The 17,339-nt window shown below is 68.7% G+C and carries 10 protein-coding genes and 3 rRNA genes; all 13 read left to right on the top strand.

The genetic code is table 11. The features are described from left to right. Positions 1 to 144 precede the first annotated feature (144 nt). Positions 145 to 1,998: a dihydroxy-acid dehydratase gene (gene ilvD / locus LIX60_RS13500; RefSeq protein ID WP_227962760.1), complete on the top strand. Its 1,854-nt coding sequence runs from the start codon at positions 145 to 147 to the stop codon at positions 1,996 to 1,998. A 146-nt stretch (positions 1,999 to 2,144) separates the two neighbouring features. Next, positions 2,145 to 2,660, top strand: coding sequence for a hypothetical protein (locus tag LIX60_RS13495; protein WP_043471546.1), 516 nt, complete (start codon positions 2,145 to 2,147; stop codon positions 2,658 to 2,660). A gap of 214 nt (positions 2,661 to 2,874) precedes the next feature. Continuing rightward, positions 2,875 to 3,759 (top strand): RNA polymerase sigma factor SigJ, encoded by an 885-nt coding sequence (sigJ, locus tag LIX60_RS13490; protein ID WP_227958630.1) that lies wholly within the window; start codon positions 2,875 to 2,877, stop codon positions 3,757 to 3,759. A 473-nt stretch (positions 3,760 to 4,232) separates the two neighbouring features. Continuing rightward, a complete protein-coding gene (locus LIX60_RS13485) occupies positions 4,233 to 5,432 on the top strand; it encodes an NAD(P)/FAD-dependent oxidoreductase (RefSeq protein WP_227958629.1) in 1,200 nt (399 codons plus the stop codon). Positions 5,433 to 5,646: 214 nt separating this feature from the next. Further along, positions 5,647 to 6,570, top strand: a complete 924-nt coding sequence (locus LIX60_RS13480) for an ABC transporter ATP-binding protein (protein ID WP_227958628.1) — start codon at positions 5,647 to 5,649, stop codon at positions 6,568 to 6,570. Then, a complete protein-coding gene (locus LIX60_RS13475; RefSeq protein WP_227958627.1) occupies positions 6,567 to 7,304 on the top strand; it encodes an ABC transporter permease in 738 nt (245 codons plus the stop codon). The genes LIX60_RS13480 and LIX60_RS13475 overlap by 4 nt, the downstream gene beginning before the upstream one ends. A gap of 246 nt (positions 7,305 to 7,550) precedes the next feature. After that, positions 7,551 to 8,360 (top strand): pyrroline-5-carboxylate reductase, encoded by an 810-nt coding sequence (gene proC / locus LIX60_RS13470; RefSeq protein WP_043471536.1) that lies wholly within the window; start codon positions 7,551 to 7,553, stop codon positions 8,358 to 8,360. A gap of 639 nt (positions 8,361 to 8,999) precedes the next feature. Next, a 16S ribosomal RNA gene (locus LIX60_RS13465) occupies positions 9,000 to 10,525 on the top strand. Positions 10,526 to 10,830: 305 nt separating this feature from the next. Next, a 23S ribosomal RNA gene (locus LIX60_RS13460) occupies positions 10,831 to 13,957 on the top strand. Positions 13,958 to 14,032: 75 nt separating this feature from the next. Beyond that, positions 14,033 to 14,149 (top strand): 5S ribosomal RNA (gene rrf, locus LIX60_RS13455). The 16S, 23S and 5S rRNA genes sit together here, the layout of an rRNA operon. Positions 14,150 to 14,278: 129 nt before the next feature. Continuing rightward, a complete protein-coding gene (locus LIX60_RS13450) occupies positions 14,279 to 14,953 on the top strand; it encodes an HAD family hydrolase (protein WP_227958626.1) in 675 nt (224 codons plus the stop codon). A 77-nt stretch (positions 14,954 to 15,030) separates the two neighbouring features. Continuing rightward, positions 15,031 to 16,203, top strand: a complete 1,173-nt coding sequence (locus tag LIX60_RS13445) for an acetoin utilization protein AcuC (RefSeq protein ID WP_227958625.1) — start codon at positions 15,031 to 15,033, stop codon at positions 16,201 to 16,203. Positions 16,204 to 16,464: 261 nt separating this feature from the next. Further along, a complete protein-coding gene (locus tag LIX60_RS13440; RefSeq protein ID WP_227962759.1) occupies positions 16,465 to 17,262 on the top strand; it encodes a phosphatase in 798 nt (265 codons plus the stop codon). Positions 17,263 to 17,339: the final 77 nt, after the last annotated feature.

Below are 17,339 nucleotides of genomic sequence, written 5' to 3'. Positions count from 1 at the left end.
TGCGCGAACCGGCGAAATCCGTCTCGGATTCCGGACGAACCGTCCGGATCGTGGCGACGAGGCGTAGGCTCGTAGGATCCCCGGACCTCTGGCGACCGCCGGCGGTCCCGAGCAGTACCGCGAGAATCCAAGGGAGTGACCACCGTGCCAGAGCTGAGGTCCCGCACTGTCACCCACGGCCGCAACATGGCGGGCGCCCGAGCCCTCATGCAGGCCTCCGGCGTAGCGCGCGAGGACTTCGGCAAGCCGATCATCGCGGTGGCCAACAGCTTCACCGAGTTCGTGCCCGGGCACACCCACCTCCAGCCCGTCGGCCGGATCGTCAGCGAGGCGATCCACGCGGCGGGCGGCATCGCCCGCGAGTTCAACACCATCGCGGTCGACGACGGCATCGCCATGGGCCACGGCGGAATGCTCTACTCCCTCCCCTCGCGCGACCTGATCGCCGACTCCGTCGAGTACATGACCGAGGCGCACTGCGCCGACGCGCTGATCTGCATCTCCAACTGCGACAAGATCACGCCCGGGATGCTGATGGCCGCGCTGCGCCTCAACATCCCCACCGTCTTCGTCTCCGGCGGCCCCATGGAGTCCGGCCGCGCGACCCTCGTCGACGGCACGGTCCGCAAGCTCGACCTGATCTCCGCGATCTCCGAGGCCGTCAACGACCAGGTCTCCGACGAGGACATCGCCCGCATCGAGGACAACGCCTGTCCCACCTGCGGATCCTGCTCCGGCATGTTCACGGCCAACTCCATGAACTGCCTGACCGAGGCGATCGGCCTCTCCCTCCCGGGCAACGGCTCGGTGCTGGCCACCCACACCGCCCGCAAGGCGCTCTACGAGAACGCCGGCCGCACGGTCGTCGAGATCACCAAGCGCCACTACGAGCAGGACGACGCGACCGTCCTGCCCCGCGCCATCGCCTCCCGCGCGGCCTTCGAGAACGCCATGGCGCTCGACATCGCCATGGGCGGCTCGACCAACACGATCCTCCACCTCCTCGCCGCCGCCCAGGAGGCCGGACTCGCCTTCGACATGAAGGACATCGACGAGCTCTCCCGCCGCCTCCCCTGCCTGGCGAAGGTCGCGCCCAACGTCGCCCCCGGCGGCGTCTACTACATGGAGGACGTCCACCGCGCCGGCGGCATCCCCGCCATCCTCGGCGAGCTGTACCGGGCCGGCCTCCTCAACGAGGACGTCCACACCGTCCACAGCCCCTCCCTCGCCGACTGGCTCAAGCAGTGGGACGTGCGCGGCGGCTCCCCGTCCGCCGAGGCCGTCGAGCTCTTCCACGCCGCACCCGGCTGCGTCCGCTCCGCGACCGCCTTCTCGCAGTCCGAGCGCTGGGACACCCTCGACACCGACGCCGCCGGCGGCTGCATCCGCGACGTCGAACACGCCTACTCCACCGAGGGTGGGCTCGCGATCCTCTACGGCAACCTCGCCGAGGACGGCTGCGTCGTGAAGACCGCCGGCGTCGACGAGTCCATCTGGACCTTCGAGGGCCCGGCCGTCGTCTGCGAATCGCAGGAGGAGGCCGTCGACAAGATCCTCACCAAGCAGATCAAGGAGGGCGACGTCGTCGTCATCCGCTACGAGGGCCCCAAGGGCGGACCGGGCATGCAGGAAATGCTCTACCCGACCTCCTTCCTCAAGGGCCGCGGCCTCGGCAAGGCCTGCGCGCTGATCACCGACGGCCGCTTCTCCGGCGGCACCTCCGGCCTCTCCATCGGCCACGCCTCCCCGGAGGCCGCGTCCGGCGGGACCATCGCCCTCGTCCGGGACGGCGACCCCATCCGGATCGACATCCCGGCCCGCAGCATCGAACTCAAGGTCGCCGACGAGGAACTGGCCGCCCGCCGCGAGGCACTCGGCGGCCGGTACGCCCCCGAGAACCGCGAGCGCAAGGTCTCCCAGGCCCTGCGCGCGTACGCGGCGATGGCGACCAGCGCGGACAAGGGCGCCGTCCGCGACGTCGGCCTGCTCGGCGGCTGACCGCACCCAGGGGCCGTGCCCGGCCCGCCCCGCCCCGCCCCGCGGCGATGACGACCGGGGGGCAGGGACCGGCGGCTGGGGCACAGGCGTACGTCACACCGTCCCGGCCGGGACCGATCCGGCCGGGACGGGCCATAATCGGCCGCATGAGCGACACGCGGCAGCCCCCGGGCTCCCAGGCCCCCCGGCCCGAGCCCATCCGGTTCTTCGGCACCACCTGGGTCGACCACGACGGCCACTACGCCCTCCGGCGCGCGGGTCTCGCCGCGGGCTCCCTGCTGGCCGCCGCCGTGGGCACGTTCCTGCTGAAACTCGGCTTCGAGGGTCTTCTCATCGCCGACGTCGGCTCCACCCTCAGCTGGATCATCGTGGTGATCTTCGCGATCTCCGCCGCCCTCGCCTTCCGGCACACCTGGAAGGGGTTCACCGCGGGCCCCGGCGCGGACTCCGACCCCACCGTCGAGAGCTCCATGCGGAACATCAAGGCCATCGGCTTCATCGGCGTCCTCCTCGCCTGGTTCTGCCGCAGCCTGATCGAGGCCCCGGGCGAGAAGCGGCGCCGCGCGGAGTACGAGCGCGCCCGCGAGCTGTACGAGCGGCGGCGCGCGACCCGCACCGGCAACCCGGCCGCCCGCAAGCGCCAGGGCAAGCGGCGCGGCTGACCCCGGGCCGCCGGGACAGGGCGCCCGGCGCCGGGGCCCCGGCCGCTTGTATGCCGCACGTCACCGGCCGCCGTGTCACACTCCGGCCGCCCACTCCGTCCCCCTCCCGAACGGACCGGATCGCACGGCGCCCGCACCGGCGACACGAAAGCCGCCCGGCGGCCGGCGAGGAACGACCGGTGCCGGACGACCGGCGAGGGGAAAGGGAGGCCCAGTGGCACGGCTGAGCGAATTCGAGGAGCACCGCGGACGTCTCTGGGGCGTCGCCTACCGCATCACCGGCTCCGTCGCGGACGCCGACGACGCCGTACAGGAGGCATGGCTGCGCTGGCAGGCGCTGCCCGACGGCGAGGCGGCCGAGCCCCGCGCGTATCTCACCACCGTCGTCAGCCGCATCTGCTACGACCAGCTCGGCTCCGCCCGCTCGCGCCGCGAGACCTACGTCGGCTCCTGGCTGCCCGAACCCGTCCTCGGCGGTGGCGGAGGCGCAGCCGCTCTCCCCGAGGACCGGGTCACCCTCGACGAATCCGTGGGCATGGCACTCCTCGCGGTGCTGGAACGGCTGACTCCGGCCGAGCGGACCGCCTTCGTCCTGCACGACGTGTTCGCCGTACCGTTCACCGAGATCGCCGAGGTCGTCGGCCGCACCCCCGTCTCCGTACGGCAGTTGGCCTCGCGCGCCCGCCGGCGGGTCCGCGCCGAGAGTCCGCGCCGCTCCGTCGACCGCGACGAGCACCGGCGGGCCGTGGACGCCTTCCTCGCCGCCGCCACGGGCCGGGACCTCGACGCGCTCATGAAGGTCCTCGACCCCGAAGCCGTGTGGCGGGCGGACGGCGGCGGCAAGGTGTCGGCGGCGCGCCACCCGGTGCACGGCCGGGACAAGGTGGCCCGCATGGTCGAGGGACTGCTCCGCCGCTGGGCATCGGACACCGTGACGGCGGAGGTACGGGAGGTCAACGGCGCACCCGGCCTGGTGCTCAGCGACCCGGGCAGCGGACAGTCCGCGGTCGTCGCGTTCACGGTGCACCGCGGCCTCATCACCGAGATCGACATCGTCGTCAACCCCGACAAGCTGCGCCACCTCGGCCTGGGCGGCTGAACGCCCGCTCGCGGGGACGCGGTTGACGTTGACCGGTCGGCCGCCCGGCCATCCGTCCGTCTGCCGGTGGCGAGCCCGTGTGCCCCGGAGCGGGGCCCGCCGGGCTCGTCCGTCCGTCCCGTCCTGCCCGTGCGTTCCGCCGGTTCCGTCCCCACCGTCCGGGCGTCCAGGCGTCCGGACGGGCGGCGGGCAGCGGGCGGCGGACGGGCCCGGAAGCGCGGAACCAGCAGCTCGCCGCCCCCCCCGCTTCCCGCCCGCCGAGCCGCCCTGGCGCCCCGGCCGCCGCCCTGCCGCCGCACCTCCACCTGTTCCGTGCCCGCCGAACCACCGGCCCGCGCCCCATGTCACACTCCGGCCCCCCACGTCGTCTCCCCGGTGAACGCGAAGAACCGGACCATCACAGGCTCCGGCCCCCGCCCGGGACCCGACCCCGTGCAGGACCGGGCCCGCACACCCGAGGGAGACGAGACCCCATGCCGCAGCAGCACCCGGCCCGGCCGGGCGACCACGAGACCACCGCCGGCCCGGCCCCGGAGCCCGGCCGTCCGGGGGACCGTCCGAGCGGGCGCCCGGCGGACCACCGCATCGTCGTCATCGGCGCCGGCTACTCCGGCCTGCTGGCCGCCCTGCGCCTGGCGCCGCACCACAAGGTCACCCTGGTCGATCCCGCCGACCACTTCACCGAACGGGTGCGCCTCCACCAACTGGCCGCCGCCGGAACGGAGGTGACCCACCCGCTCAGCCGCTTCCTCGCCCGCCGCCCCGGCATCGCACACGTGGCCTCCCGCGCCACCGCCCTCGACACCGGGAACCGGCTGGTCCACACGGACGACGGACGCGCCCTCCCGTACGACCGGCTCGTCTACGCCCTCGGAAGCCGCACCGACACCCGAGGCGGTGCCCTCGGCACCGGCGACCGTGCGTACACCGCCGAGACGGCCGCCGAACTCCGGAAGCGGCTCGACGACGGCCGCGGCGCGCTCACCGTCGTCGGCGGCGGGCTCACCGGCATCGAGACGGCCGCCGAACTCGCCGGGAGCCGACCCGACTGGGAGATCCGGCTCCTCACCTCCGGCGAACCCGGCGCCGGACTCTCCCGCAAGGGCCGCGCGCACGTCCGCGCCTTCCTCCGCGACCACGGGGTCCGCGTCGAGGAGGGCCGCCGGGTGGCCACGGCCGACGAGGTCGACGCCGACGCCGTCTTCTGGGCGACCTCCATGACGCCCCGGACGGAGATCGCCGAGCGGGCCGGGCTGGACCTCGACCCCGCCGGCCGGATCCGCGTCGACCCGGCCCTGCGCTCGCTCTCCCATCCGGAAATCTACGCCGTCGGCGACGCCGCGGCCGCGTCCACCCCCGGCTCCGGGCCGCTGCGCATGGCCTGTGCGACCGCCGTTCCCACGGGCCTGCACGCGGCGGGCGCCATCGCCGCCGAACTGCGCGGCCGGGAGCAGCGTCCGCTGAGCTTCCGCTACGCGCTCCAGTGCGTCAGCCTCGGGCGCGACGACGGCCTGATCCAGTCCGTGCACCGGGACGACAGCCCGCGCGAACGTGCCCTCACCGGCCGCCCGGCGGCCCTGCTGAAGGAACAAGTGGTGCGCTCGACGGTGCACGCACTGAGCCTGGCCGCCCGCCACCCGGCCGCACTGCGGCTCCTGCCGGGCTCCGGCTGACGCCGCCGGCACCCACCCCGGGAAGGCCGGGAATGCCGGGATCCGCCGGCCCGTACCGGCCCCGGGCACCCGTGCGCCGTCCGGACCGGCGGCTTTCGCTGGCCTCCGCCCCGCCCTCCGCCACCGCCCGCCTCCACCCGCCCATCTCCCGGACGCCCCCGGCGCGCAACCCCTTCCTTGACCGCGCCCCGGCTCCGGGAGCATTATTCAACACATGATGAATAACTCCGGGGAGCCCGCCGTCCGGGCCCGCGGCCTCCGCGTGGTCCGCGGCGGGCGCACCGTCCTCGACTCCCTCGACTTCGACCTCCACCACGGCCAGGTCACCGGCCTCCTCGGCCCCAGCGGGTGCGGCAAGTCCACCTTGATGCGGGCCATCGCCGGCACCCAGGCCAGGGTCTCCGGCACCCTCGACGTCCTCGGCAGCCCGGCCGGAACCGCACCCCTGCGCTCCCGCGTCGGCTACGTCACCCAGGCGCCGTCCATCTACGACGACCTCTCCGCCCGCCAGAACCTCGACTACTACGCCTCCGTGCTCGACCCGTCCCTCTCCCGCGCCGAACGCGCGGACCAAGTGGCCCGCGCCCTGGCCGAGGTGGACCTGGAGGACCACGCCGAGCAGCTCACCGGCAACCTCTCCGGCGGCCAGCGCTCCCGCGTCTCCCTGGCGATCGCCCTGCTCGGCTCCCCGGAACTCCTGGTCCTCGACGAGCCCACCGTCGGACTCGACCCCGTACTCCGCCGGGACCTCTGGAACCTCTTCCACCGGCTCGCCGACGAGCGCGGCACGACCCTCCTCGTCTCCTCGCACGTCATGGACGAGGCCGAGCGCTGCCGCCGCCTCCTCCTCATGCGCGCCGGCCGCGTCCTGGCCGACGACACCCCGGAGGAACTCCGCCGCCGCACCGGCTCCGCGACCGTCGAGGACGCCTTCCTGCGCCTGGTCGACGCCGAGAAGGAAGCCGAGCAGGAAGCCGAGCGAGCCGGGCGGAACGCCGCGAAGGGGACCCGCAACGAGAAGGGGACCGGGGGCGGGAACCCCGCCACCCCGGCCGCCCGCGGCGACGAGCCCGGGAACGCCCCCGGGAACGACCCCGCACCCCACCGCACCCCGGACGCCGGAGGAACAGCGCAGTGAACCTCTCCCGCACCCTCGCCACCACCCGGCGTGTGCTCCGCCAGCTCCGGCACGACCCGCGCACCGTCGCCCTGATGCTGGTCGTCCCCCTGGTCCTGCTCTCCCTGCTCTACTGGGTCTACGACGACAGCCCGGGCACCTTCGACAACATCGGCGCCTCACTCCTCGGCATCTTCCCGATGATCACGATGTTCCTGGTGACGTCCATCGCCACGCTCCGCGAACGCACCTCCGGCACGCTGGAGCGGCTGCTCTCCATGCCGCTCGGCAAGGCGGACCTGATCGTCGGCTACGCGCTGGCCTTCGGGCTGCTCGCCATCGTCCAGGCCGGCCTCGCCACGGCCCTCGCCATCTGGGGCCTCGACCTGGACATCACCGGATCACCGTGGCTGCTGCTGGTCGTGGCCCTGCTCGACGCGCTCCTCGGCACGGCACTCGGGCTCTTCGTCTCCGCCTTCGCGGCCTCCGAGTTCCAGGCCGTCCAGTTCATGCCGGCGATCATCTTCCCCCAACTGCTGCTCTGCGGACTCCTCGCGCCACGCGACTCCATGCAGCCGGTCCTGGAGGCCATCTCGAACGTCCTGCCGATGTCCTACGCCGTGGACGCCATGAACGAGGTGCTCCGGCACTCGGACGTCACGGGCGACTTCTTCCGCGACGTCGGCATCGTCGCCGGCAGTGCCCTGCTCGTCCTCGGCCTCGGCGCGGCAACCCTCCGCCGCCGCACGGCCTGAGCGGCCCCGGGGCCCGGGGACCGCTCCCGGCAGGGCGGGGGAGGACGGGCGGGAGCAGGGCAGGGCGGGGCAGGCCAGGGCAGGCCAGGGCGACGGCGACCCGCCCTGCCCGCCACTCGGACACGGCACACCCCGATCCCGCTCCGGTGCGAGGATGGCCCGCGCAGCACCGAGGCAGCCAGACGCAGCCCTCACATCCACGTCACGACCTGCATGTCATCGCACCGGATGGGGTGAACCCGCACCATGACCCAGAAAGTGGCCGTGCTCGGCACCGGCAAGATCGGCGAAGCGCTTCTGAGCGGCATGATCCGCGCCGGCTGGCCGAAGAAGGACCTGCTGGTGACCGCACGGCGCCCGGAGCGCGCCGCGGAGCTGCGCGAGCGGTACGGGGTGGAGGCCGTCTCGAACGCGGAGGCCGCCAAGACCGCCGACACCCTGATCCTCACGGTGAAGCCCCAGGACATGGGCCGTCTCCTGGACGAACTCGCCCCGCACGTCCCCGCCGACCGGCTGGTCGTCAGCGGTGCGGCCGGCATCCCCACGGCCTTCTTCGAGGAACGGCTCGCACCCGGCACCCCGGTCGTCCGGGTCATGACCAACACCCCGGCCCTGGTGGACGAGGCCATGTCCGTCATCTCCGCCGGCAGCCACGCCACGGAGGAACACCTCGCGCACACCGAGGAGATCTTCAACGGCGTCGGCAAGACCCTCCGCGTCCCCGAGGCCCAGCAGGACGCCGCCACCGCCCTCTCCGGCTCCGGGCCCGCGTACTTCTACTTCCTGGTCGAGGCCATGACGGACGCCGGGATTCTCCTGGGCCTGCCCCGCGACAAGGCGCACGACCTGATCGTCCAGGCCGCCATCGGCGCCGCCGTCATGCTGCGCGACAGCGGGGAACATCCGGTCAAGCTGCGGGAGGCCGTCACCTCGCCGGCCGGCACCACGATCAGCGCCATCCGGGAGCTCGAAAGCCACGGTGTCCGGGCAGCGCTCATCGCGGCCCTGGAAGCGGCACGCGACCGCAGCCGCGAGCTGGCCTCCGGCCAGGGCTGACCGGGCGCGGACCCAGTCCGCCGGGGAACCCGCGGGGCCAGCCGGTACACCGCCGGGGACCCGCGGGAGCCGATTTGATGACCATCGGCGTGTCGTGTAGTGTCCTTCGAGTTGTCGGGGCCCCACGTGGTCCCCGGCGGCCACTTCCCGCCGCTTTCGGCGGCACCCACCGAAGCAGGGTCTCCCCGATCGGGGATGGGTTCCGGCATGCCGGAATTCGATACCGAAAGGCTCGATTATGAGCCGGCCGGGAAATCCGCTAACGTAGGGGCCGCGCCGGAAGGCGCAGCGAAAACCCTCTCCAACGGGGACCGGATACGGAATTCGGACCGGGAAATCGGTTCGGAAAGTGTCTGGTAGGGTTGGAAACACCGAAGGGAAGCGCCCGGAGGGCCCGGAGACGGGGCCGAAGGAAGCGTCCGTTCCTTGAGAACTCAACAGCGTGCCAAAAGTCAACGCCAGATATGTTGATACCCCGTCCGGGCGGCAGATTCAGGTTTGCTGCCGGGATGAGGTTCCTTTGAAACAAGTCCTTCCGTGCCACCGTTTCGGCGGTGGTGGTCGGGAGGCAATTGACAGCGAGGACGCTGTGCGCGGTCCGGATTATTCCTCCGGGCTGCGCCGCTCTTGCGTGAAGCATTCACGGAGAGTTTGATCCTGGCTCAGGACGAACGCTGGCGGCGTGCTTAACACATGCAAGTCGAACGATGAACCTCTTCGGAGGGGATTAGTGGCGAACGGGTGAGTAACACGTGGGCAATCTGCCCTGCACTCTGGGACAAGCCCTGGAAACGGGGTCTAATACCGGATACGACCATCTCGGGCATCCGATGGTGGTGGAAAGCTCCGGCGGTGCAGGATGAGCCCGCGGCCTATCAGCTTGTTGGTGGGGTGATGGCCTACCAAGGCGACGACGGGTAGCCGGCCTGAGAGGGCGACCGGCCACACTGGGACTGAGACACGGCCCAGACTCCTACGGGAGGCAGCAGTGGGGAATATTGCACAATGGGCGGAAGCCTGATGCAGCGACGCCGCGTGAGGGATGACGGCCTTCGGGTTGTAAACCTCTTTCAGCAGGGAAGAAGCGCAAGTGACGGTACCTGCAGAAGAAGCACCGGCTAACTACGTGCCAGCAGCCGCGGTAATACGTAGGGTGCGAGCGTTGTCCGGAATTATTGGGCGTAAAGAGCTCGTAGGCGGCTTGTCGCGTCGGATGTGAAAGCCCGGGGCTTAACCCCGGGTCTGCATTCGATACGGGCAGGCTAGAGTTCGGTAGGGGAGATCGGAATTCCTGGTGTAGCGGTGAAATGCGCAGATATCAGGAGGAACACCGGTGGCGAAGGCGGATCTCTGGGCCGATACTGACGCTGAGGAGCGAAAGCGTGGGGAGCGAACAGGATTAGATACCCTGGTAGTCCACGCCGTAAACGTTGGGAACTAGGTGTGGGCGACATTCCACGTCGTCCGTGCCGCAGCTAACGCATTAAGTTCCCCGCCTGGGGAGTACGGCCGCAAGGCTAAAACTCAAAGGAATTGACGGGGGCCCGCACAAGCGGCGGAGCATGTGGCTTAATTCGACGCAACGCGAAGAACCTTACCAAGGCTTGACATACACCGGAAAGCCGTAGAGATACGGCCCCCCTTGTGGTCGGTGTACAGGTGGTGCATGGCTGTCGTCAGCTCGTGTCGTGAGATGTTGGGTTAAGTCCCGCAACGAGCGCAACCCTTGTTCTGTGTTGCCAGCATGCCTTTCGGGGTGATGGGGACTCACAGGAGACTGCCGGGGTCAACTCGGAGGAAGGTGGGGACGACGTCAAGTCATCATGCCCCTTATGTCTTGGGCTGCACACGTGCTACAATGGCCGGTACAATGAGCTGCGATACCGCGAGGTGGAGCGAATCTCAAAAAGCCGGTCTCAGTTCGGATTGGGGTCTGCAACTCGACCCCATGAAGTCGGAGTCGCTAGTAATCGCAGATCAGCATTGCTGCGGTGAATACGTTCCCGGGCCTTGTACACACCGCCCGTCACGTCACGAAAGTCGGTAACACCCGAAGCCGGTGGCCCAACCCGTAAGGGAGGGAATCGTCGAAGGTGGGACTGGCGATTGGGACGAAGTCGTAACAAGGTAGCCGTACCGGAAGGTGCGGCTGGATCACCTCCTTTCTAAGGAGCACTTCTCACCCGGTTCTGCCGGGTCAGAGGCCAGAACACCGGCGAGTGTCCGGTGCTGGTTGCTCATGGGTGGAACGTTGACTATTCGGCGCATCACGGTTGCTGCTGCTAGTACTGCTCTTCGGGGCGTGGAACGCGGTGGGGGCCGGGGTGTGCCGGGCGCGCTGTTGGGTGTCTGAGGGTACGGGCTGTTTGCTTGTGTCTTCGGTTGCCGGTCCCGGTGAACCGCACGGTTGGTGTGGGTGGCGGGTGGCTGGTCGTTGTTTGAGAACTGCACAGTGGACGCGAGCATCTGTGGCCAAGTTTTTAAGGGCGCACGGTGGATGCCTTGGTACCAGGAACCGATGAAGGACGTGGGAGGCCGCGATAGGCCCCGGGGAGCTGTCAACCGAGCTTTGATCCGGGGGTGTCCGAATGGGGAAACCCGGCAGTCGTCATGGGCTGTCACCCATACCTGAACACATAGGGTATGTGGAGGGAACGCGGGGAAGTGAAACATCTCAGTACCCGCAGGAAGAGAAAACAACCGTGATTCCGGGAGTAGTGGCGAGCGAAACCGGATGAGGCCAAACCGTAGGCGTGTGATACCCGGCAGGGGTTGCGCTTACGGGGTTGTGGGATCGCACTTCGGTGGTCTGCCGGCCATCGGGCGAGTCAGAAATTGTTGGTGTAGGCGAAGGGCATGCGAAAGGCCCGGCGTAGAGGGTAAGACCCCCGTAGCCGAAATGTCAGCAACTTGCTTGTGCGACACCCAAGTAGCACGGGGCCCGAGAAATCCCGTGTGAATCTGGCGGGACCACCCGCTAAGCCTAAATATTCCCTGGTGACCGATAGCGGATAGTACCGTGAGGGAATGGTGAAAAGTACCGCGGGAGCGGAGTGAAATAGTACCTGAAACCGTGTGCCTACAAGCCGTGGGAGCGTCGCGCATCGGACTTGTCCGGTGCGTCGTGACTGCGTGCCTTTTGAAGAATGAGCCTGCGAGTTTGCGGTGTGTTGCGAGGTTAACCCGTGTGGGGAAGCCGTAGCGAAAGCGAGTCCGAATAGGGCGGTATAGTAGCGCGCTCAAGACCCGAAGCGGAGTGATCTAGCCATGGGCAGGTTGAAGCGCGGGTAAGACCGTGTGGAGGACCGAACCCACCAGGGTTGAAAACCTGGGGGATGACCTGTGGTTAGGGGTGAAAGGCCAATCAAACTCCGTGATAGCTGGTTCTCCCCGAAATGCATTTAGGTGCAGCGTCGTGTGTTTCTTGCCGGAGGTAGAGCACTGGATAGGCGATGGGCCCTACCGGGTTACTGACCTTAGCCAAACTCCGAATGCCGGTAAGTGAGAGCGCGGCAGTGAGACTGTGGGGGATAAGCTCCATGGTCGAGAGGGAAACAGCCCAGAGCATCGACTAAGGCCCCTAAGCGTACGCTAAGTGGGAAAGGATGTGGAGTCGCAGAGACAACCAGGAGGTTGGCTTAGAAGCAGCCATCCTTGAAAGAGTGCGTAATAGCTCACTGGTCAAGTGATTCCGCGCCGACAATGTAGCGGGGCTCAAGCGTACCGCCGAAGTCGTGTCATTGGCACATATACCCCTAACGGGGGTGCTGATGGGTAGGGGAGCGTCGTGTGCCGGGTGAAGCCGCGCCGGAAGGCAGTGGTGGACGGTTCACGAGTGAGAATGCAGGCATGAGTAGCGATACACACGTGGGAAACGTGTGCGCCGATTGACTAAGGGTTCCTGGGTCAAGCTGATCTGCCCAGGGTAAGTCGGGACCTAAGGCGAGGCCGACAGGCGTAGTCGATGGACAACCGGTTGATATTCCGGTACCCGCTTTGAAGCGCCAGCGCTGAACCTTCTGATGCTAAGTCCGTGAAGCCGCCGGCTGAGTCTTCGGACGAGGTCGGAGTGGTGGAGCCGACGGCCCGAGGGGGTAGTAGGTGAGTGATGGGGTGACGCAGGAAGGTAGTCCAGCCCGGGCGGTGGTTGTCCCGGGGTAAGGGTGTAGCCCGGAGGGTAGGTAAATCCGTCCTCCGTGTAAGGGTGAGACCTGATGCCGAGCCGATTGTGGTGAAGTGGATGATCCTATGCTGTCGAGAAAAGCCTCTAGCGAGTTTCATGGCGGCCCGTACCCTAAACCGACTCAGGTGGTCAGGTAGAGAATACCGAGGCGTTCGGGTGAACTATGGTTAAGGAACTCGGCAAAATGCCCCCGTAACTTCGGGAGAAGGGGGGCCATTGCTGGTGATCACCCTTGCGGTGTGAGCTGGTGGTGGCCGCAGAGACCAGCGAGAAGCGACTGTTTACTAAAAACACAGGTCCGTGCGAAGCCGTAAGGCGATGTATACGGACTGACGCCTGCCCGGTGCTGGAACGTTAAGGGGACCGGTTAGTCATGATCCGTCATGGCGAAGCTGAGAACTTAAGCGCCAGTAAACGGCGGTGGTAACTATAACCATCCTAAGGTAGCGAAATTCCTTGTCGGGTAAGTTCCGACCTGCACGAATGGCGTAACGACTTCTCGACTGTCTCAACCATAGGCCCGGTGAAATTGCACTACGAGTAAAGATGCTCGTTTCGCGCAGCAGGACGGAAAGACCCCGGGACCTTTACTACAGCTTGATATTGGTGTTCGGTTCGGCTTGTGTAGGATAGGTGGGAGACTGTGAAGCCCGGACGCTAGTTCGGGTGGAGTCGTCGTTGAAATACCACTCTGGTCGTGCTGGATGTCTAACCTGGGTCCGTGATCCGGATCAGGGACAGTGTCTGGTGGGTAGTTTAACTGGGGCGGTTGCCTCCTAAAGGGTAACGGAGGCGCCCAAAGGTTCCCTCAGCCTGGTTGGTAATCAGGTGTTGAGTGTAAGTGCACAAGGGAGCTTGACTGTGAGACCGACGGGTCGAGCAGGGACGAAAGTCGGGACTAGTGATCCGGCGGTGGCTTGTGGAAGCGCCGTCGCTCAACGGATAAAAGGTACCCCGGGGATAACAGGCTGATCTTCCCCAAGAGTCCATATCGACGGGATGGTTTGGCACCTCGATGTCGGCTCGTCGCATCCTGGGGCTGGAGTCGGTCCCAAGGGTTGGGCTGTTCGCCCATTAAAGCGGTACGCGAGCTGGGTTTAGAACGTCGTGAGACAGTTCGGTCCCTATCCGCTGTGCGCGTAGGAGTCTTGAGAAGGGCTGTCCCTAGTACGAGAGGACCGGGACGGACGAACCTCTGGTGTGCCAGTTGTCCTGCCAAGGGCATGGCTGGTTGGCTACGTTCGGGAGGGATAACCGCTGAAAGCATCTAAGCGGGAAGCCTGCTTCGAGATGAGGACTCCCACCCCCTGTGAGGGGTTAAGGCTCCCAGTAGACGACTGGGTTGATAGGCCAGATATGGAAGCACTGCAAGGTGTGGAGTTGACTGGTACTAATAGGCCGAGGGCTTGTCCTCAGGTGCTCGCGTCCACTGTGTTGGTTCTGAAACAACGAACTGTGTTGCCGTCCGGTTCGTATAGTTTCATAGTGTTTCGGTGGTTATAGCGTGAGGGAAACGCCCGGTTACATTCCGAACCCGGAAGCTAAGCCTTTCAGCGCCGATGGTACTGCAGGGGGGACCCTGTGGGAGAGTAGGACGCCGCCGAACAATTCTTGAGAATGAAGAAAGCCCTGTGGGGGACTCCGGTTCCCCACAGGGCTTTCTCGCGTTTCAGGACCCTTTCCCACCCCGCGCGACCGGGCCGGGTCTCCTGACCGGCCGTTCTACAGTGAGTCCATGCGCTACGACCTGGTCATATTCGACAACGACGGTGTGCTGGTGGACAGCGAGCCGATCTCGAACCGGGCCCTCGCCGCTCATCTGACCGAGCTCGGCCACCCCACCACCTACGAGGACTCCCTCCGCGACTACATGGGCTCCGCCCTCCACCGCGTCCATGACCTCGTGTACGAGCGCTCCGGGCGCCGGCTCCCGGACGACTTCGACGACACCTTTCACCGCCGGGTCTTCGAGGAGTTCCGGCGCGGGCTCCAGCCCGTCCCCGGGGTGGCCGGCGTACTGGCGGGGCTGGGCGCAGCCGGTGTTCCGTACTGCGTGGCCTCCTCGGGCAGCCACGAGCGGATCCGGGTCACCCTGCGCACCACCGGGTTGTACGAACACTTCGGCGAGGAGCGCATCTTCAGCTCGCAGGACGTCGGACGCGGTAAGCCCGCGCCGGACCTCTTCCTGCACGCGGCCGCCGCGATGGGCGCGGAGCCGGGCCGGTGCGCGGTGGTCGAGGACAGCCCGCTCGGTGTGCGCGCGGCCGTGGCCGCCGGGATGGACGTCTACGGCTTCACCGCCATGACCCCGGCCGCCGAACTGGCGGAGGCCACCGCGCTGTTCTCCGCGCCGGCCGAGCTGCCGGCCCTGCTCGGACACGGCCGGGACGCGGCGGATACGGCCATCTGAGCCATCCGGGCCGCCACTCCCCGGTCTCGCCACGCCCGTTTGGTTCGGCTCTCAACGGGACCGATACGGTGGTCGGTATGAGCGGTCGCGCGCAGCTGATGTGGGACGAGGCGGTCACCCGCTATGACTTCGGTCCCGACCATCCGATGGATCCGGTGCGGCTCGCGCTGACCATGCGCCTGGTCGAGGCTTTCGGACTCGACCGCGAACTGCGGGTCACGTCGGCCCGGTCGGCCGGAGAGTCGACGCTCCGGCTGGTCCACCGCGCGGACTACGTGGACGCCGTGCGCCGGGCCTCGGCCGATCCCGCCTCGGCGGACGGCTCGTACGGTCTCGGTACCGAGGACGATCCGGCCTTCAGCGGGATGCACGAGGCCTCGGCCCTGATCGCCGGGCAGTCCGTGGGCGCCGCCGAGGCGGTGTGGCGCGGGGACGTCCGGCACGCGGTCAACTTCTCCGGGGGCCTGCACCACGCCATGCCGGGCGCCGCGGCCGGTTTCTGCATCTACAACGACGCGGCGCTGGCCATCGCCCGGCTGCTGGAGCTCGGTGCCGAGCGCGTCGCGTACGTCGACGTGGACGTGCATCACGGGGACGGCGTCCAGGCGGCGTTCTGGAACGACCCCCGGGTGCTGACCATCTCCCTCCACGAACACCCGCGCACCCTCTTCCCCCAGACCGGCTGGCCGGAGGAGACCGGCGGCGAGGGAGCCGAGGGCACCGCGGTCAATGTGGCGCTGCCCGCCGGGACCACCGACGACGGCTGGCTTCGGGCCTTCCACGCGGTGGTGCCCGAGATGCTGTCGGCGTTCCGCCCGCAGGTCCTGGTCACCCAGCACGGCGCCGACACACACTTCGAGGACCCGCTCGCGCATCTGGCCGTCAGCCTCGACGCGCAGCGGGCCGTGCAGGCGGCCTGCCACGACCTGGCGCACGAGCATGCGGAGGGCCGCTGGATCGCTCTGGGCGGCGGTGGATACGCCGTCGCGGAGGTCGTGCCGCGTTCCTGGACCCATCTGGTGGCGATCGCCGCGGGACGGCCGATCGACCCCAAGGCGGAGACCCCCGAGGACTGGCGGCAGGAGGTCTACGCCAAGACCCGGCAACTGGCGCCGCGGCGGATGACGGACGGACGCGAGCCCTGGTGGCGCGACTTCGAGGACGGCGGCTACGACCCGGCGGACCGGCTGGACCAGGCGGTGCTCGCCACGCGCCGTGCGGTGTTCCCGGCGCACGGGCTGCTGCCGTAACCCCGGCCGGGATCCCGGCCGTCCCAGCCGGAGCCCCAGCCGGAGCCCCGGCCGGAGCCCTTGCCGCGCGGTGTCAGGCGCCCCCCGGAACTCTCGTGCGCTGGGCCGGCCGTGGGAGGTCTGCCCGATACGGCGGCGGGGCCGGCGCCCGTACGACAGCATGAGCGGGTGCTGACGCCCCCGGAGCCGAGTCCCCGCACGCGGAGTTCCCGCACGCGGAGCCCCGCCGCGCGGGCCTCCGGCGCCCCGAGCCGCGAAGCGCTGCGCGCGTATCTGCGGGCCGTCCGGCTGGCGGGGACCGTGGCCACTCCGCGCGAGCGGAGCCTGCGCAGTTACCGCCTCTTCGCGGCCCGCGATCCCCGGCTGCTGCTCGGGCTCGACCCCGAAGGCGACTGGGGGCGGCGGGAGTTGCTGCGGCTGATGGCCGACCGGTGTGGAGTCTCCCGCGATCCCTCCTATACGGTCGGCCCCGAGACCATTGACCCGGACCGGACGCTCGCGGCCCTGGACGCCTTCGCGGACCGGCTCGCCGCGGCGGCCGCGGCCCGCCTCCCGGTGCTGTTCGGGACCGGCCATCCGCACCGGCTCCTGGAGTTCTACGCCTCTTTGGCGGCGGCCCTCTCGGCGGCGGGATGTACTGTCCTCAGCCCGGCGCAGGGGAGATGTGTCGACATAACGACCCGGTTCGGTCTACGCATCCACCGCATCGACTACGTACGCGGGGTCGCCCTCGTCCGGGAAACCGGCGGACCCGAACCCGGTGCGGCGGCCCCCGCGCACAGCCATTCGCCGCTCCCGGTTCGTATGCTTCTCGCCGCGGCCGCCGACTCCTCCGGGCCCTTGCCCGCGCTGGTGATCGGTGACCACGGCTGGATCTGCGGCGCAGGTCAGCTGGGTTGTGAGGCCATGGGGCCGGCCGATGCGGACGACCCCGCGCCGTTCGTGGGTGAGGCCGAGGGGCGGGTCGCGGTCGCCGTTCCGCTTGATGACGGAGTGCGGTCCGCTTACTACCGGCCGCTTACGCGCTATGTACTCAATCGGGCGTGTCTGTCCCAGTAGGAGAGCGAACGCTGCTCCTCTTCCCCACTCGTACCACCCGCCCCTACTCTGGGAGTGAGCGCGCAGCGACAAGGAGT

The sequence above is a fragment of the Streptomyces sp. S07_1.15 genome, from assembly GCF_020739505.1.
GTDB lineage: Bacteria > Actinomycetota > Actinomycetes > Streptomycetales > Streptomycetaceae > Streptomyces > Streptomyces xinghaiensis.
The sequence above is the reverse complement of the archived record's forward strand: the minus strand, read 5'-3'. Positions and strand labels throughout refer to the sequence as shown.